This window comes from Acinetobacter tjernbergiae DSM 14971 = CIP 107465, assembly GCF_000374425.1.
Lineage (GTDB): Bacteria > Pseudomonadota > Gammaproteobacteria > Pseudomonadales > Moraxellaceae > Acinetobacter > Acinetobacter tjernbergiae.
On record NZ_KB894358.1, the window covers coordinates 68,253 to 85,684 of the forward strand.

Genomic DNA, 17,432 nt, shown 5'->3' on the forward strand with positions numbered 1-17,432 from the left:
GCTCCGCACCACATTATTTTTATCCTATATAAGTGATTTAAATCTCTTAAATATAGAGAAGTGCTTCCAAGCATCACTTAAATCATAGGTTTGACCTATGTTATCTCACCCCATTATGCCGATTAATTACACAAATGCAAAACAAACTGGCTAAATGTTACATTTTTCCGATAAATGAAAATAAAAAAAGCAGCCGAAGCTGCTTGTTAAATTTATACCATTAGCAAAACTTTAGTGTGCCATAACAGTTTGGTGTAAAGTCTTGTTTAGCCAATTGCAAATCGATTAACGTCATACTTGCATGTGCAGCATTAATTAAATCTACAGTTCCTACTGGAATTGCACTCCCCAACAAGCAATCTTGCGCAATAATAGAACCACATTGAACTGGATTGGCTGTTAAATAAGCACTTACTTGGGTAAATACATCATTTAATGTTGCTTTCGGAATATCTACTTTAAGTGTTGGATCAATTTTCCCAATATCGATTGGATTTGAGAACTCTAACCACCATCCTTTTTGTGCAACAGATACATTATTTGTCCATTGAATATCTTGAGACTGTAAAGACAATGAAGCTGCTGTTCCATTTAAACTTGCTTTGTGAAAAAAGCCTAAATTTTCACTAATTGCAACATCAACAGTTAGATTCTTGATCGTTCCCGAAGTGGTTTTATTATTTAAATTAATCAATCCTGCTGCATTTGCACTCAAAGTACCACTTAAGTCAATATCACGAACTAAAGCGGTTGCAGCTAAAGGTGCAGTACTAATCCGTTTACCTGTAATTACTTGTTGAGGTAGTACTAAATCACCTTTTAGAATATTACTCCCTGTCGCTTTATCACGAAGATTAAGGTTGTAAGCTGTCGTAGTAAAATCTAAGGGAACAAAAAACACACAACATGCCTTACCTGTAATTGCATTATATCCATCAGATTGATTTAACGTTCCTCTAGCAGCCTCTCCACTCACTAAACTAGTACCAAAACCATTTACTAATGCAGTACCTGTAGTTGCAGCAACTTCCATATAACCACTCAATGAGTTAATACCATTCGCATTCGCACTATTCTCAGTACCAAAAGTAATTAAGCCCACTGCTTTCTCAGCACTTAAATTAAGTCCTACAACCTCGCGCGTTGCTGCACTATTTGGGTTCTTAATCGCAAATTGAATAAAGGGATTGGTCAAGGCCGCCGAAGAACCCACTCGAGCATTTCGGTCAGTCGCACTGTCAGTATTGGACGTTGCCGAATTACCTAAGCCACTTAAACTTAGATTTTCAATATCGATATCACATGCACCTGCACCGTTTACACCACCACAGCCTAATTGTAATCTTTTTATATTTACGTTTAGCTCTAATAACGCCTCAAGTCCCAACTTATAGAATCCAATTCCGCCATTACTTGGGTCAGTAATCCCCGTGCGCTTGGACTCTAAATTGGCATTATCTTTTGGAGAAATATAAGTCAGACTCATTAAAGCCTGCCCAGTCGCTGCAGACATCTCACTATCACTAAGCGTTTTAAGTGTTGAAGATTCGGCATGTGCTGAGCCAAAGCATAGACTGCCTAAAGCAAGCATTGCACAATAAAATACTTTATACTGTCGCATAAACCGACCTCCGTGTTAAAATATCCATACTTGACTTGTTTATTTTTTATTAGATCTTATACACAATCACATACTACTTCTAAAACAATAATTTTATGTGATCTCATATAAAAATTAAATAAACTCGTTTAACAGTCGCTTTGGAGCAATTCCATGCAAACTGTAGTCATTTTGAATTTCCTGTTAACGATGCTCCACACCACATTATTTTTATCCTATATAAGTGATTTAAATCTCTTAAATATAGAGAAGTGCTTCCAAGCATCACATAAATAATAGGTTTGACCTATGTTATCTCACCCCATTATGCCGATTAATTACACAAATGCAAAACAAACTGGCTAAATGTTACATTTTTCTGATAAATGAAAATAAAAAAAGCAGCCTAAGCTGCTTGTTAAATTTATACCATTAGCAAAACTTTAGTGTGCCATAACAGTTGGGTGTAAAGTCTTGTTTAGCCAATTGCAAATCGATTAAGGTCATACTTGCATGTGCAGCATTAATTAAATCTACAGTTCCTACTGGAATGGTACTTCCTGCTAAACAATTAATCGCAAAAATTGGACCACAATCTACAGGTTGTATATTTGTTAAATAATTACTTACTTGGTCCATAACTTCATTCAATGTTGCTTTCGGAATATTTACAGCTAACGTCGGATCAATTTTCCCAATATCGATTGGATTTGAGAACTCTAGCCACCACCCTTTTTGTGCAACAGATACATTATTTGTCCATTGAATATCTTGAGACTGTAAAGACAATGAAGCTGCCGTTCCATTTAAGCTTGCTTTGTGAAAAAAGCCTAAATTTTCACTAATTGCAACATCAACGGTCAGATTTTTAATCAATCCACTTGTTTGTTTATTTAAATTAATAAGACCAGCAGCAACAGCAACAATATTGCCAGATAAATCAATATCACGAACTAAAGCGGTTGCAGCTAAAGGTGCAGTACTAATCCGCTTACCCGTAATTACTTGCTGTGGAAGTGTTAAATCACCTTTTAGAATATTACTTCCTGTCGCTTTATCACGAAGATTTAAACTATAGCTAGTTGTCGTAAAATTTAAATTTCCACCAAAAAGAATACAACAAGCTTTACCACTAATCGCATTATACCCATCAGATTGTTTTAGCTGCCCTAGTGCCGCCTCTCCTCCAACCAAACTTGTACCATATCCATTTACCAATGCAGTACCTGTAGTTGCAGCGACTTCCATATAACCACTCAATGACTTAATACCATTCGCATTTGCACTATTCTCAGTACCGAAAGTAATTAAACCTACTGATTTCTCAGCACTTAAATTAAGTCCTACAACCTCGCGCGTTGCTGCACTGTTTGGGTTCTTAATCGCAAATTGAATAAAGGGATTGGTCAAGGCCGCCGAAGAACCCACTCGAGCATTTCGATCAGTCACACTGTCAGTATTGGACGTTGCCGAATTACCTAAGCCACTTAAACTTAGGTTGTCAATATCAATATCACACGCACCTGCACCATTAACACCGCCACAGCCTAATTGTAATTTTTTGATATTTATATTTAGTTCCAATAACGCCTCAAGCCCCAATTTATAAAATCCAATTCCGCCATTACTTGGGTCAGTAATCCCCGTGCGTTTGGACTCTAAATTGGCATTATCTTTTGGAGAAATATAAGTCAGACTCATTAAAGCCTGCCCAGTAGTCGCAGACATTTCATCATCACTCAATACTTTGAGTTTTAACGATTCAGCATTTGTTGAATTAAAGAATATGCTAATGAAAGAAAAAAACATCGCATAATAGTAAAAACGATACTGCCTCATAATACCATACATCCATATGTGTTTATTTTTATTACATTTTTAATATCATCACAAATCACTATTTAAAACAGTGATTTTTAAAAATCCATAAATTAAAACTACCTCACTCTATTTTGTTTATTATTGACCACCAGTGTCATTTATCTCACATTTTATCAAAAAGTAAAATACCGACCATCATTATTTATCAATAAACAAACCTAAACACCTATAAAATAATAAAATTTCCATTAAAAATATTTAACAAAAATCCTATTTTTCAAGACAAAATATCTACCACTAAATTACTATACTCAAAATAGAAAAATTATTTTTAATACTTATAATTTTTCATCTTTCCAAAAAACAGAGATTCTTCAAATAGTTTGATATTAAAAACAACCTATTTATCACTTATCAATAATGAGATATTTACTGCTCAGGTTGAAATGGATGAAATTTATTTTAATGGTACCCCCGAAGATAAGTATAATGTTACTAATAAAATGATCGTTCTTTGGATTATTAAAGTAAAATCGAGAAACCTATATTATTGTTATTCCGAAAATAATCCTGCACACCTATAAGTATCGTGTAAAGAAAATAGTACATAATAGTATGGTCTACAAAGCTAAATAGTATCGTTAGTATGCTCGAGGTATGCCAATTTTTGCTACCATAAAAATAATCATCCTAGTCACTTTGCAAACAAGAAAACCATTGTAATTGAATAACTTTTATTAAATAAAAAATACAATAAAAACAGAGCCTTAAATTACACTATAAAAGATAAAAAGCTTTGTTTTAAACGATTTAGTTATAGAATGGTCAAAACAATAATTAAAAATATTGTGATTATAGGCTGGAGTTTAAATTCTATCTCATTTAGACCCCAAATATTGATTAGAAATGATCGATTTAAAGAAATCATATGCATGCGGACGACAAAAATTGACTCTTAGATCTTTATATTTATTTGATAAAATAAAGTATTCATCATGATGTCAGATGATGAATACCCATAATATTATTAAGTTCTTGGTAAAGTAACGCCAGTTTGTCCTTGGTATTTACCACCACGATCTTTATAAGAAGTTTCACACACTTCATCGCTTTCAAAAAATAGCATTTGTGCTACGCCTTCACCTGCATAGATACGCGCTGGTAAATTTGTTGTATTCGAAAACTCAAGTGTGACGTGACCTTCCCATTCTGGTTCTAATGGTGTCACATTCACAATAATCCCACAGCGCGCGTAGGTTGATTTACCCAAACACACCGTTAGAACATTACGCGGAATACGGAAATATTCAATCGTACGTGCTAGAGCAAATGAATTCGGTGGAATGATACAAACATCTGATTCAATATCAATAAAACTTTTATCATCAAAATTTTTCGGATCAACAATCACTGAATGGACATTGGTAAAAACCTTAAATTCACGCGCACAACGCACATCGTAGCCATAGCTAGAGACCCCATAAGAAATCAACTTTTCCCCATTTTCATCGAAACGGACTTGATTTTCTGCATAAGGTTCAATCATACCGTGTTGTTCGCTCATTTCACGAATCCAACGATCAGATTTTATTGCCATGACTTTTATCCAAAATCTAAGTTAATGATTGGCGAGTACTTTAACGCAAAATGACGTGAATAGAAACAACAGTACCTTGTTACCCAAATGATTCAGAGATAACAAGGTGATATGTTATAAATTAATCAAAGCAGAGTAGCTGATCGGAATAGCAAAGCTGACAAGAACAATCGATGCAGTCCGCTGTAACTTAGATTGAGATAACCATTTCACTTTGTTGGTTGCCAATGCTGCACCAACAGAAATCCAGAATAAAGCAATTGGAAGAATCATCCCCACAAAACTACTCATATGAGCAAGGTAAATTTCTTGATTTTGCCATGCTGTAGTTGGGAAAATTGCTGAAGCAAATAATAGTGCTTTAGGGTTTAATAATGTCGCACATAACAATTCCCTAGGTCGAATTGTCGGTTGATTTAAGATCACGTCTTGGTTTGCAGTACGCCATAGTTTAATTGCAAGGAAAAGAATATAACCTGCACTTAATAATTTCAAAAATGTTGGTAATAAAGGTAAAGTTGCTGAAACTTTACCAATCAGCATTCCCCAAGCACTAATCGCAAGAATATAGCCAACCGCTTCTGCTGGAATCAATAATAAAGATTTACGCAATCCAACTTGAATACCAGAAGATGCAAGTAAAGTATTGGTTGGACCTGGAGTCAGCAAAATGGTTATAACTAAACCAATAAAAAACCATGAAATCATTGAATGACCTCACTGAAAGATAAGTTCAGATTAATATAATTACGAATTGATAGCAAAATTTTAACTGTAAGCACTTATGACGGAAGGCTATTTAAATAAATGTTTTATCTATATTTTATTAATTACAAGCCCACTCTACTCTAGAGTCACTGTACTAAATATAACGACCTAAAATACGACACATATAACGTATTCAACGTGCCTTGATTTTTCAACAAGATAAACTTTGGTTCTATTTTAAGTTTTCAATAAGTAAATAATGTTATTTTATATACATTCGTTCACTTTTTCCTTTCAATGTGCTTCCTCGTTTATGCCTAAGAAATTTTTTAATAAGTGGCTGCCCTCATCAGAAAAAGTCGCTCGTCTAAAATTTATGAGAATTTTTGGTCAGCGTACCTTAAATCCTTTGCTTTGGTATGTGAACCGTCGCTCGATCGCTAAAGCCATGTTTATTGGAACATTTTGGGGCATACTACCTGTACCCTTTCATAGCCTATTTATTATTCTGACGGTGTTATGGTTTGAAGTGAACTTACCGATTGGACTATGTATGGCGTGGTTAACCAATCCTCTAACTGTCGTTCCAATTCTCTATTTAGGTTTTTGGTTTGGCACTAAAATTTATCATGTACATATGATCAATACGGACATGTTATTGGGTGTTTTACATCAAATTTTGAATTGGCTTAAAAATTTTGGGCACGGTCATATTGATTTTAGTCTTGCAAAGATTTTAGTGTCAGGACTTGTCATTGAAGCGGTATTATTTGCGATTAGTTTTTATTTAATTACACATTTACTTTGGCGCTGGAGCGTGGTGAAGGCTTGGAAAAAAAGAAAACAAGCTCAGCTCTCAAATCACGAAATAAATAAAAGCCTCTAAAATTTATTTAGAGGCTTTTGCATTTAGAGTTAGAAAATACGATTTTCATCTCGCTGACGTTGTGGCAGCTTACCCATTTGTTGCAGTACAGCTTGGGCAATATTGAGATAACTCTCTGCCGCTGTATCTTGAGCAATCACACTTGGTTTTCCATTATCCGCATGTTCACGAATCTTCGCATCCAAAGGTAGGCGTCCCAAAAGTGGAATATCGTATTGCTCAGACAATTGATCTCCACCACCAACACCAAAAATCTGTTCTTCATGACCGCAATTAGAACAAATATGAGTCGACATATTTTCAATGACACCCAACACTGGAATATTCACTCTGTTAAAAAGCTCAATTCCTTTTACAGCATCCATGAGTGCAACATTTTGAGGGGTAGTGACAATCACTGCACCTGTTACAGGAATACGTTGTGCCAAGGTCAATTGAATATCACCAGTGCCTGGTGGCATATCAATGACTAATACATCCAAATCTGGCCATAAGGTTTGATTAAACAGTTGCATCAAAGCACCTGTTGCTTTCGGCCCACGCCAAGCCACAGGTGTATTGTGCGCACCAATTAAATGCCCAATTGAAAGTACCGCCATACCATAGGCATCTAAAGGTACAAAATTTTCATTTTCAATTTGTGGCGTGCGACCAGCATTACCCAACATCGTTGGAATACTAGGCCCATAAATATCTGCGTCTAAAACACCAACCTTTAAACCAAGTTGTTGTAAAGCAAGTGCAAGGTTCACTGTTGTCGTTGATTTACCAACGCCACCTTTACCTGACGACACCAAAATTACATTCTGAATACGAGGGTGTGCAGCAACATCACGTTGTTGTGGCGCAGCCTTTTGAATGGGTGGATTATTGGGGTCAACTTCAGCTTTAGGCGATGCATCCATCACTGGGGGTAAATTGCTATTTTCAGCTTTAGGTTTAGATGAACAGCTATGACCTGCTTCACCATGTGCCGCATGTTTTTGTTGAATAATATGTAAATTTAATTCTTGAATACCGCATTTTTCTAAGGCTTCGGCAAGCTCATCATGAATCTGTTGTAAATGGTCTTTTTCTTGAGGGAACGTATTGATCGTGAGTTGTAAAATTCGACCTTGCACATTGACTTGGCTGATACGATCTTTCAAACCATTTTCAGAATGTGGCAGTACATAATTTTGTAAAACGGTTTGAATCTCGTCTTCCTTCACTTCTTGTGCTGGTGAAAAAACAGATTTTAAGGAAGAAAGCCACGACATTTTATTTACTCCAAAAACAGATGATCAACATATCACTGAATTTGGCTAGTTTATCAGTATTGAAGATACGGCGCTCATATCAGAGAAGATAATTACTCATTTTTATAGCAATTTTCTTCTCTGAATATAAGCATTACTTATTTAAAAGTTCATCCAAAAATTAACCTTTGAATTTGTTAAAGGTATCTGTTGCCGCTTTCTTTAAATCATCCAGTTTATGGCTCGCTTGAGCTTTTAAATCTTCAAGTTTAGCAGCAGCCTCATCTTTTAATTCAGCAGCTTTTGCCTTAGCATCTTCCAGCTTATGGCTTGCTTCTTCTTTTAAATGATCCAACTTCTCTTTAGCTGCATGTTGAGTATCCGCCAGTTTTTCTTTTAGTTCATCGGCTTTGGCAGTCAAAGCGGCTTTACTCTCACCATACTGATCTGTTGCATTGGTCTTTAAATCATCTAAAGCCTGCTCACCCTTTTGTTTCAACTCATTGGCTTTATCTTTTGCTTGTTGCAAATCAGCTTTTGTCTGTTCAAGGTCTTTTGCTGCAAAGTTTTTAACATCTTCGACCGTTTCCTGACCTTTTTGTTTGATATCATTTCCAAATTCGCTGACTTTATCTTTGGCTTGCTGTAAATCTGTTTTAGTTTGCGCCACGTCTTTAGATGCGAACTCTTTTAACTGATCAATTTTGTCATTACTCATGTCTTGGTCCTCTTGTTATATCGTATATAAGTCACAGTTGATTTCAATTACAGTTATACAAGATTCTGTCGACAGTTATAGGAATTGCTGCAAATTGAAACAAATGGGATACAGGATGATTCAATTTATTGCTAATAAATAACCATTTGAATTTTCAGATATAAACATCATATAAATGCATAACAACTGAATTACTTAATACGATCGGACTGCCGAATTTCATACAATATATGCCAACTGAGTGGATGATCCTTTGATAAAGTAGGATGTTGAAATTCTGCTACTTTTCCCATGCCCAATCTTTGCATAAGAACTTGTGATCGAAGATTATCTAAAGTGGTAAAAGACACGACTTTTTCAAGTTGTAAATGATTAAAAGCAAAATCTAGGGCGGCATTTGCTGCTTCATATCCGTATCCTTTCCCCCAATAAGCGTGATCTAAACGCCAACCAATTTCAACGCAGGGAGAAAATGAAAATTGTGTCGGTTGATCATGCAAACCAACAAAGCCAATGAATTGCTGATTGTGCTTTAACTCAACTGCCCACAAGCCCCAGCCTTGCATTTCGATAATCGATTTCATTTTATCAATCATGGCATCGCTTTCTGCTCGCGTGAGTTGTTTTGGAAAATATTCCATCACCTGTGGATTGGTGCTCATTGCAGCACAGGGCGCATAGTCCTCTGTTTGCCATTGTCTTAAACGTAGTCGAGCTGTTTCGATCATTTTTAGAACCAATAAATTTGTATTCAAAAGTATTAACAATATCAAGGGACAGATCAGATATACTTTTACGCTATCACAATCTTCACCTTATCTATAAAGCTTTATATATGAATGAAAATGAACTTTTAGACATCCAAAATGAACTTCAAGCTCAGGAAAAACGTTTGAAGTATATTCTTTCAAGTAAAAGAAGAATCCAAAACATGATTGATTCTTTTGAAAGTGATTTGGCTGAGCAACTCCTTCCTGCTATTCATAATGAAAGCAATGATTATGCTGGAATTGCATCAAGCCTAGCACTTTCGATCTGTTGGAAATTTTCTAAAGTTGAATTTCCGAAAACTATTCATTGGTGTAGTGAACTAAGTATTAGTAATTTAGAAATCAAAAATGAATTTACGGCTGTGATCAAAGCTCAAGCGTGGTTAGGTACGTTAGGAAGTGATGAACTTTGGCAAACACCACTCTTTGCTGAAATCACAGTTGACCCAAAAACCAATAGCTTAAAGAGCTATCACATTCATTTCTTGTCTAAAGGAAAAATCATTTCTTTAAGAAAGAACTCTAAGCAAAGTGTGACCGTTAAGCAAATGCAAAGTATGTAATCCTTCGGGATACATACTTTTGAACAAAACAACTCAACTGCGCTTTAATTTTTCAAAACCATTCGCAGCAATAAATCCCAACAACAGTGGAACTAGCATAAAAATATATGCAAAAATTAAAGTAATAAATAGTTCAGATTGAAAGCTTTTTCTACCTAAAACAATCATAATACTCAGAATATAACCGACTAATATCAGCCCTAAACCTCTGAACAGTTGAGATATATCGATTATCTTTTTAGGCTGAGGTAAAAAGTAGTAACAAATCAAATAAATAAAACTAAGGCATCCAATTAAAATTGGAGAAAACATAATGATAGTTGCAACGCCTCTCAGCACACCATTAGAAATATCTTGAGATGAAAATATCTGTTCATACATCAAAAAACACCAAACTAAGATGATTATACTGGCTGTTGCAACAACGCCTGAAATAATTGAGCGTACAAACCAACGTTCAAAAATTAACGTTTCATCACAATAATTTTTTGTCATTAATCTTTTTCCTCATCACGAGATAGCAAACATTCGCGCTCATACAGCCGAGAATTGCAATAAACAGAAGTCCTAAATAAATCACTAAACCAATCACCAAAACTGAAAAATCTGTCTCGTTCGCTCGCGCTTCAAAAAAGATCATTAATACTAAGGACATCCAACAACTAAAAAGGATAATTCCTACTTTTAGCAATTGGCTCGGATCGAAAATCTGTTCAGGTAATTTCAATACTGCAAAAACAATCAAGTAAAAGATAAAAACCAAAACGATGAGGATTGGCGTTAGATACATCATGACTTCCATCCCATCACTGGCCACATGAATCAGATGATTCTGTCGAAAATTTAAGAACAAACAAAATGGAATCACAAAACTAAAAACAGAAACTAAACTGGCTGAGAGTGATGCACAGACCAAAGACCAAGACCTCATTTCTATTCCTCTATTTTTGAGATTGTACTTATTCTTAACAAATGAAATGTGTTTTGGTTGAAGCCAAAGTGAAGCTTGTATGAAGTTTGAAAATAATGATTCCCCATCAGGCTAAAAAGATTTCACCGATTCCCTTGTGCAAGTCGCTCTTAAGTCATGTAAAATCATTTGCCTTGTAAATACGAATGAGAGAACAATATCCGTGCGTAAAATTTTAGTCACCAATGCCCTTCCTTATGCCAATGGTCCAATCCATATGGGACACTTACTCGGTTATATCCAAGCAGATATTTGGGTTCGTGCGATGCGTGCAATGGGTCATGACGTGACTTACGTATGTGCGGATGATGCTCATGGTACTGCGATCATGTTACGTGCTGAAGCTAATGGCATCAGTCCTGAAGCGCAAATTGCCAATGTTCAGAAAGAGCACATTCGTGATTTTGATGGTTTTAGCGTGCATTTCGATCACTATGATTCAACCAATAGTGATGAGAACAAAGCGCGTTCAGAAGAAATTTATATTAAGAACCGTGAAGCAGGCAATATTGCAATTCGTCCTGTAAATCAGCTTTTTGATCCTGAAAAAGGCATGTTCCTGTCTGACCGTTTCATTAAAGGCACATGCCCAAAATGTAAGTCAGAAGATCAATACGGCGATGCATGCGAAGTGTGCGGTACAACTTACAATGCAACTGAATTATTGAACCCACGCTCAACATTGAGTGGTGCGACTCCTGTTGAGAAATCGTCAGATCACTATTTCTTTAAACTTCCGAATTTCTCAGAATATTTACAGAAATGGACCCGTGACCAAGGTCGTTTACCTGTTTCAATTGCCAACAAGCTAGATGAATGGTTTGAAGCAGGTTTATCAGATTGGGATATTTCGCGTGATGCGCCTTATTTTGGTTTTGAAATTCCAGATGCGCCAAACAAATATTTCTATGTTTGGGTGGATGCACCGATTGGTTATATGTCGAGTTTTGAAAACTACATCAAAACCAAACGTCCTGATTTAAGCTTTGATGACTTCTGGAAAAAAGATAGCGATAAAGAAGTGTATCACTTCATTGGTAAAGACATCGTTTATTTCCATGCGCTGTTCTGGCCTGCAATGCTTGAAGGTGCGAACTACCGTACCCCATCAGGTTTATTCGTGAATGGTTTCTTGACTGTGAATGGTCAGAAGATGTCGAAGTCTCGCGGTACATTCATCAAAGCTGAGACCTATTTACAGCACTTGAATCCTGAATATTTACGTTATTACTTTGCGTCTAAGCTTTCTGACAAAGTTGAAGATTCAGATTTGAACTTAGATGACTTCGTACAGAAAGTGAATTCTGACCTTGTGGGTAAAGTGGTGAATATCGCCAGCCGTTGTGCAAAATTCATTAACAGCAATTTCAATAATACGCTTTCAAATACCTGTGCCGAGCCTGAACTGGTTCAAAGCTTTATTGATGCGGGTGATTCAATCGCACAAGCTTATGAAGCACGTGAATTTTCTGCGGCTGTTCGTGAAATCATGGCACTTGCGGATAAAGCGAATCAATATATTGATGAGAAAAAACCTTGGGCACTTGCGAAGCAAGAAGGTCAAGAACAACAAGTTCATGATGTTTGCTCGGTTGGTATTAACTTATTCCGTCAACTTGCGATTTACTTGGCTCCTGTTCTTCCAACACTTGCTGCTCAAGTTCAGGCTTTCTTACAACTTGAAAGCTTTGATTTTGCATCACGTCAGCAAGTTTTAGTTGCACATGAAATTGCTCAATTCCAACCTTTAATGCAACGTGTTGATCCTAAAGCCGTTGCAGCAATGGTGGATGCATCGAAAGATTCTTTAGCTGCTGCGGCAGAAGCGCCAAAAGTGGAAAAGAAAAAAGAGAAGAAAGCCGAGAAGAAGCCTGAACCTAAAGTGGGTGAAGCTGAAATTATTGGTATTGAAGACTTTATAAAAGTTGACCTCCGTGTAGCTGAAGTTTTAGAAGCTGCAACGGTAGAAGGTTCTGATAAATTACTTCAATTGACTTTAAACGTTGGTGAAGCTGAACCACGTAATGTGTTTAGTGGTATTCGTGAGTTTTATCAGCCAGAAGACTTAAAAGGTAAATTGGTAGTAATGGTGGCTAACCTTGCTCCTCGTAAAATGCGTTTTGGTATCTCAAACGGTATGGTACTTGCCGCAGGTAATGGCGAAGGTGTTTGGGTGATTTCACCTGAATCTGGTGCTAAAGCGGGTGATAAAGTTTCTTAATCGAATATATGACAAGGCCTCTTCGGAAGCCTTGTCATATTGTCACAATCATTTAACAAATGTTTTTATGCATGTTGAATTTTTTGCATGAATATAATCAATTTTACACTCATAAGTTAAAGCATATTCCCCTTCTAAAAAGCTTGTTAAATTAGCGGGTAGAGTTGCCTGCTCTATAGGTACAATAGATTCAAAACCAAAATCATCAATAATACGATTATTTTCACTCAATGCTTGAGTTTCACTTTGACTTAATTCTTGATGATCATTTTTCCACATAATCATCATGGATGCTTCATTCACACCATCTTCTCGTTGCTGCATATATAGAAGATCAGTTTTTAAGATTTTATTCCGGTTTTTTAGAGTGAATTGGCGGACTTCTTCTAAATTTGTGTTTTTTTCCTCACAATTACATGGTAAAGCATCACTTGTTATCTTAGCTTGTAACCAGTAATTTTGAATATTTAAATAAAAAAGCATGGTCTTTGGATCATATACAATTTTATTCAACTTAAGATTTATGTGTTTCTTTTGGGTTAAAAAATTTGTACAAAGCATTCCCTCTTTATTTTTTACTTGCTTAAATTCACTCGTTACCTCCTGCGTCAAACTTTGCTTTTTTTCAGGATCTAAATGAATAAATATCTTATCTACATTTGCCTTAAAGTTTTTATCATACCGACCATTTTTATCTAAAGCTTCAAACACATTGGTTTCAGCCCCATAAATTTCCTGCATTTGTTGTGGATATTTTTTTCGGCAATCTGCAAAAAGTAGTTGTTGTGAAATGAGCATTTTTAAAAATGTATCAGGATCAGCTACTCGTTCAGCATAAACATATTTACTTGAAAAAATGATGATGAAAATGATAAATATCTTTCCATAATAATTTAATATTTTATAAGGCACAGAATTCCCCCATGTTCCAATATTTCATTCATTATTAAATCTCATTCATAAGTTATTTCTAATTTAGATTTTCTTGTAGCTTTGGATGAAAGCAAGCCTATTCAGACAAAACTCATTAACCTCCTGATAATCTTTACCTGCTAGGATAAATTCCTTAAATAAATTTGATTAACTTTCTTTTAAATAGCTAAAAATCTTACATTGAGTCCCGACCGGCACATAAACTTAGAGTTTTCTGAGTTTTGTAGCCAATCGAAGCCTATATTTAATCGTATACATATTTTTCTTATCACTCGAGCTTTTCTTCTGTTTTCTGACGTCTGAATTGGAATTTCTGTAGCATCTATAATCACAATATTCTATCAATAAAAAAACAGATGAAAAAATCTATCTCATGTGCTAAAAATAGACAATCCAACTAATTTCGAGAATATTTATAAATGAAAAAAAATGCTGGCTTTGGCTCTATTGAGTTCATACTTTCCCCTACTTACTCACGCAGAAACAAGCAAAACCCTACCAGTCATTGAACAGCAAAAACAAGTCGCTGGTTACTACCAACATCAAGCAGGTGACGTACAAATCACTGCCCTGCTCGATGGTACAAGCTTTATGCCACCAACCTTTTTAAAGATATATCAAAGAGCAAGTGTATCAAATATTAAAAAATACTACGTCAATCAAAATAAAAGCATCTAAATCCCAAGTAACGCCATTCACGTTACAGGAAAACCTTTACAGTCTGTTGCTTTAACCTAGATTGGCGACAACTAAAATAATCACTTCATCCCAAAGATCAACTTCAACCCAAGTAAGGTCATTACCCCACCTGCAACACGATCAAATACTTTCTTAAACTTTAAATATACACGGCGTGGTTTTTCCGCAGACAATGCCACCGCAACCAGAGAATACCAACCTGCATCAATAAAGAAGCACAACATCGGCAACACCACATAGAAATACGTTGGGATTTCTTTTGGTAATAACGCGGTAAAAATACTGGCAAGGATAATCGCAATTTTAGGGTTACTAAGCTGGGTAATCAGCCCTAAACGAAAAGCCTGTGCATAGCTCATGGTCTTCACAGTACCATTCATGGCTTCCATGGGTTCTTTAGCATGTTTAATGATTTTAAACGCCAGCCAAAGTAAGTACAGACCACCAAAAACTTTCAAAGCAATATAGGCAGAAGGCACAGCCAACAAAATTGCTTGTAGCCCCATCACTGCAAGTAAACCAAATAATGCTGCACCCGTGCCTGTACCTAAAGCAGTAAATAAGCCATGTTTACGAGAAATCGCAATTGAGTTTTTGGCGACATAAATAAATGTAGGGCCAGGACTAATAGCACCTAACATTAATGCCAAAGTAATAGAGCCTAAAATCAATAATGATTCCAAGTGAGCCTCTGTATTAAAGTAATTTTCAACCATTATTTTACTTAAAAAACCACGACAGAAGATACAATTTTTTGACATCAACGGAAAAATTAATCTCCTGTTTGATCAAACTAATAATTTTACAAAACAATAAAATAGAGCAAAAACTCAATTTAATTTCAATATCAAATAGTTAAAACATAACACAGGAATATTAAGATTTTGTTGTGTATCCATTTTTTCTATTAAAGTATTTTTATGATAAAAATTTATCATCATTTTTTAGCATAACTTTCATATATTTTTACACAATACAATCCCATAATAAAAATATGGTTTTTAATTTTTCCTTTAGAACTACAAATGAGGCACATGAGATGCAAAGTAAAAAACTGAATACTCTCGATCGCTCTAAATCACATCTTTGGATTGTTGGCGGCGGCATTGCAGGTATGGCTGCTGCGGCATTTGCCATCCGCGATGCAAAAGTGCCAGCCAAACATATTCATATTTTAGAAGAACTCAATGTTTCAGGTGGTTCGATGGATGGTGGGCATAATCCACTCAATCCAAATCAAGCATGGGTCACACGTGGTGGACGTATGCTAACTGATGAGACTTATCTGTGTACTTGGGATTTATTTTCAAGCATCCCGTCTTTAGAAAATCCAGACATTTCTGTCCGTGAAGAATGTCGTGAGTTTAACGAACAAGTTAAAACCAATGCTCAAGCACGTTTGATCGACTCAAATCATATTATTGCAGAAGCTCAAAAATTGGGATTATCAACGCTCAACCGCGCTCAAATGTTACGTCTACTGGCATTAAAAGAAGATCGTATCGGTAGCCGCCGTATTGATGAATTTTTTGATGATGCATTTTTCCAAAGCAATTTTTGGCGGATGTGGCGAACCACGTTTGCCTTTCAAAAATGGCATAGCGCAGCAGAATTACGCCGTTATTTTTTACGTTTCATTCAAGAATTACCGCGCATCCATACCTTAGCAGGCGTGAAACGAACCAAATACAATCAATATGATTCAATGATTCACCCCCTACAACGTTGGTTAGTGGAACAAGGCGTTGATGTTCGTTTCGGTAGTTATGTTACAGATGCGGACTTTGTCGAAGATGCCCAAACGAAGGAACGTAAGGCAACTCAACTTTATGTCAACATTCCAGAAGGCACTGAACAAATTCAACTGGGTGAGCATGATCTTGCGCTCTTTACTTTAGGTTCAATTACAGCTGATTCACGCTATGGTGATAAATTCGATGTTCCTGAGCTGATTCGTGATCGACAAGATCATGGCTGGCGTTTGTGGGAAACATTGGCTCAAAAAGCCCCTGATTTTGGTCGCCCAATGACCTTCTATGGCAACATTGATGAGCATAAATGGAAATCTTTTACCCTGACCATGCATGATGATGTGCTGCTAAAACGGATTATTGATTACACAGGAAATGAACCTGGTACAGGTGCATTAATGACTTGGTTTGAATCTGGTTGGCATTTGTCTGTGGTCGTTCCTGCACAACCGCATTTTGCTGACTTACCAGAAGGTAAATTCACCTTATGGGGCTATGGTTTTGAAATTGACCATATCGGTGATTACATTAAAAAACCGATGAGTGAAGCGACAGGTCAAGAGATTTTAATTGAGTTGATTCATCAACTTGGTTTCGATGACATCTTGGATCATGTGTTGGCACATACCGACATTAGCACAGTAATGATGCCTTATGCCTCTGCCCTATTTGCATGCCGTAAAGCAGGTGATCGCCCATTGGTGATTCCAGAAAATGCGGTCAACTTTGCTTTCTTAGGTCAGTTCGTAGAGCTTGAAGATGATGTGGTTTTCACTGTGGAATATTCAGTACGTTGTGCCATGATTGCCATTTATCAACTATTAGGTGTCGAGCGTGAAATTCCAGAGATTTACAATGGTTTACTTGATCCTAAAGTTGGCTTAAATGCTTTGGAAGCAGTCTTTCACTAAGTTTTAAATAACCATAGGGCGGATTGCTGCCCTATGGTTGTTCAAC

General features: G+C 36.2%; 15 protein-coding genes and 1 pseudogene. 5 read left to right on the top strand and 11 right to left on the bottom strand.

The features are described from left to right. Positions 1-220: 220 nt before the first annotated feature. From C502_RS0105915 to C502_RS0105930, 4 genes are all read right to left on the bottom strand, one after another. Positions 221-1,621 carry a hypothetical protein gene (locus C502_RS0105915; protein ID WP_018677912.1) on the bottom strand — a complete coding sequence of 467 codons (1,401 nt, stop codon included), beginning with the start codon at positions 1,619-1,621 and terminating at the stop codon, positions 221-223. A gap of 411 nt (positions 1,622-2,032) precedes the next feature. Next, positions 2,033-3,439, bottom strand: coding sequence for a hypothetical protein (locus tag C502_RS0105920; RefSeq protein WP_018677913.1), 1,407 nt, complete (start codon positions 3,437-3,439; stop codon positions 2,033-2,035). Positions 3,440-4,448: 1,009 nt separating this feature from the next. Then, complete coding sequence (gene dcd, locus C502_RS0105925) at positions 4,449-5,018, bottom strand: dCTP deaminase (RefSeq protein WP_018677914.1); 570 nt, start codon at positions 5,016-5,018, stop codon at positions 4,449-4,451. A 114-nt stretch (positions 5,019-5,132) separates the two neighbouring features. Beyond that, positions 5,133-5,726 (bottom strand): LysE family translocator, encoded by a 594-nt coding sequence (locus tag C502_RS0105930; RefSeq protein ID WP_018677915.1) that lies wholly within the window; start codon positions 5,724-5,726, stop codon positions 5,133-5,135. Positions 5,727-6,039: 313 nt separating this feature from the next. Between C502_RS0105930 and C502_RS0105935 the strand changes: the two genes are divergently transcribed. Beyond that, positions 6,040-6,612 (top strand): DUF2062 domain-containing protein, encoded by a 573-nt coding sequence (locus C502_RS0105935; RefSeq protein WP_018677916.1) that lies wholly within the window; start codon positions 6,040-6,042, stop codon positions 6,610-6,612. A gap of 29 nt (positions 6,613-6,641) precedes the next feature. Here C502_RS0105935 and apbC read toward each other — a convergent pair whose 3' ends face one another. The 3 genes from apbC to C502_RS0105950 form a co-directional block, all read right to left on the bottom strand. Next, a complete protein-coding gene (gene apbC, locus C502_RS0105940) occupies positions 6,642-7,871 on the bottom strand; it encodes an iron-sulfur cluster carrier protein ApbC (protein WP_018677917.1) in 1,230 nt (409 codons plus the stop codon). 160 nt (positions 7,872-8,031) lie between these two features. Beyond that, on the bottom strand, positions 8,032-8,568 hold the full coding sequence (locus C502_RS0105945; RefSeq protein WP_018677918.1) for a hypothetical protein: 537 nt from the start codon (positions 8,566-8,568) through the stop codon (positions 8,032-8,034). A gap of 191 nt (positions 8,569-8,759) precedes the next feature. After that, positions 8,760-9,296: a GNAT family N-acetyltransferase gene (locus C502_RS0105950; RefSeq protein WP_018677919.1), complete on the bottom strand. Its 537-nt coding sequence runs from the start codon at positions 9,294-9,296 to the stop codon at positions 8,760-8,762. Positions 9,297-9,403: 107 nt separating this feature from the next. Between C502_RS0105950 and C502_RS0105955 the strand changes: the two genes are divergently transcribed. Next, on the top strand, positions 9,404-9,901 hold the full coding sequence (locus C502_RS0105955; RefSeq protein WP_018677920.1) for a hypothetical protein: 498 nt from the start codon (positions 9,404-9,406) through the stop codon (positions 9,899-9,901). Positions 9,902-9,934: 33 nt separating this feature from the next. Here the strand turns inward: C502_RS0105955 and C502_RS0105960 are convergent, their stop codons facing one another. Then, on the bottom strand, positions 9,935-10,396 hold the full coding sequence (locus C502_RS0105960; RefSeq protein WP_018677921.1) for a hypothetical protein: 462 nt from the start codon (positions 10,394-10,396) through the stop codon (positions 9,935-9,937). Beyond that, positions 10,377-10,832, bottom strand: coding sequence for a hypothetical protein (locus C502_RS0105965; protein WP_018677922.1), 456 nt, complete (start codon positions 10,830-10,832; stop codon positions 10,377-10,379). Before C502_RS0105965 ends, C502_RS0105960 begins: the two co-directional genes overlap by 20 nt. A 202-nt stretch (positions 10,833-11,034) precedes the next feature. Between C502_RS0105965 and metG the strand changes: the two genes are divergently transcribed. After that, positions 11,035-13,092, top strand: coding sequence for a methionine--tRNA ligase (gene metG / locus C502_RS0105970; RefSeq protein ID WP_018677923.1), 2,058 nt, complete (start codon positions 11,035-11,037; stop codon positions 13,090-13,092). A 48-nt stretch (positions 13,093-13,140) separates the two neighbouring features. On the opposite strand, the gene C502_RS0105975 is transcribed toward metG, so the two are convergent. Continuing rightward, positions 13,141-14,004, bottom strand: coding sequence for a hypothetical protein (locus tag C502_RS0105975; protein ID WP_018677924.1), 864 nt, complete (start codon positions 14,002-14,004; stop codon positions 13,141-13,143). Between the two features lie 450 nt (positions 14,005-14,454). Between C502_RS0105975 and C502_RS0105980 the strand changes: the two are divergent. Then, a pseudogene (locus C502_RS0105980) lies at positions 14,455-14,700 on the top strand (MBL fold metallo-hydrolase); the annotation flags it as partial. 83 nt (positions 14,701-14,783) lie between these two features. Here C502_RS0105980 and C502_RS0105985 read toward each other — a convergent pair. Continuing rightward, on the bottom strand, positions 14,784-15,407 hold the full coding sequence (locus C502_RS0105985) for a LysE family translocator (RefSeq protein WP_026315756.1): 624 nt from the start codon (positions 15,405-15,407) through the stop codon (positions 14,784-14,786). Positions 15,408-15,763: 356 nt separating this feature from the next. Here C502_RS0105985 and C502_RS0105990 point away from each other — a divergent pair, with 356 nt between their 5' ends. Next, the gene (locus C502_RS0105990) at positions 15,764-17,386 is read left to right on the top strand and encodes an oleate hydratase (protein ID WP_018677927.1); all 1,623 of its coding nucleotides are present in this window, start codon (positions 15,764-15,766) and stop codon (positions 17,384-17,386) included. Positions 17,387-17,432: the final 46 nt, after the last annotated feature.

Coding starts and splice junctions, on each gene's coding strand:
- C502_RS0105950 (WP_018677919.1), bottom strand. CDS start 9,296: ATGATCGAAACAGCTCGACTACGTTTAAGACAATGGCAAACAGAGGAC.
- C502_RS0105920 (WP_018677913.1), bottom strand. CDS start 3,439: ATGAGGCAGTATCGTTTTTACTATTATGCGATGTTTTTTTCTTTCATT.
- C502_RS0105930 (WP_018677915.1), bottom strand. CDS start 5,726: ATGATTTCATGGTTTTTTATTGGTTTAGTTATAACCATTTTGCTGACT.
- C502_RS0105915 (WP_018677912.1), bottom strand. CDS start 1,621: ATGCGACAGTATAAAGTATTTTATTGTGCAATGCTTGCTTTAGGCAGT.
- apbC (WP_018677917.1), bottom strand. CDS start 7,871: ATGTCGTGGCTTTCTTCCTTAAAATCTGTTTTTTCACCAGCACAAGAA.
- C502_RS0105955 (WP_018677920.1), top strand. CDS start 9,404: ATGAATGAAAATGAACTTTTAGACATCCAAAATGAACTTCAAGCTCAG.
- C502_RS0105990 (WP_018677927.1), top strand. CDS start 15,764: ATGCAAAGTAAAAAACTGAATACTCTCGATCGCTCTAAATCACATCTT.
- C502_RS0105965 (WP_018677922.1), bottom strand. CDS start 10,832: ATGAGGTCTTGGTCTTTGGTCTGTGCATCACTCTCAGCCAGTTTAGTT.
- C502_RS0105960 (WP_018677921.1), bottom strand. CDS start 10,396: ATGACAAAAAATTATTGTGATGAAACGTTAATTTTTGAACGTTGGTTT.
- dcd (WP_018677914.1), bottom strand. CDS start 5,018: ATGGCAATAAAATCTGATCGTTGGATTCGTGAAATGAGCGAACAACAC.
- C502_RS0105935 (WP_018677916.1), top strand. CDS start 6,040: ATGCCTAAGAAATTTTTTAATAAGTGGCTGCCCTCATCAGAAAAAGTC.
- C502_RS0105945 (WP_018677918.1), bottom strand. CDS start 8,568: ATGAGTAATGACAAAATTGATCAGTTAAAAGAGTTCGCATCTAAAGAC.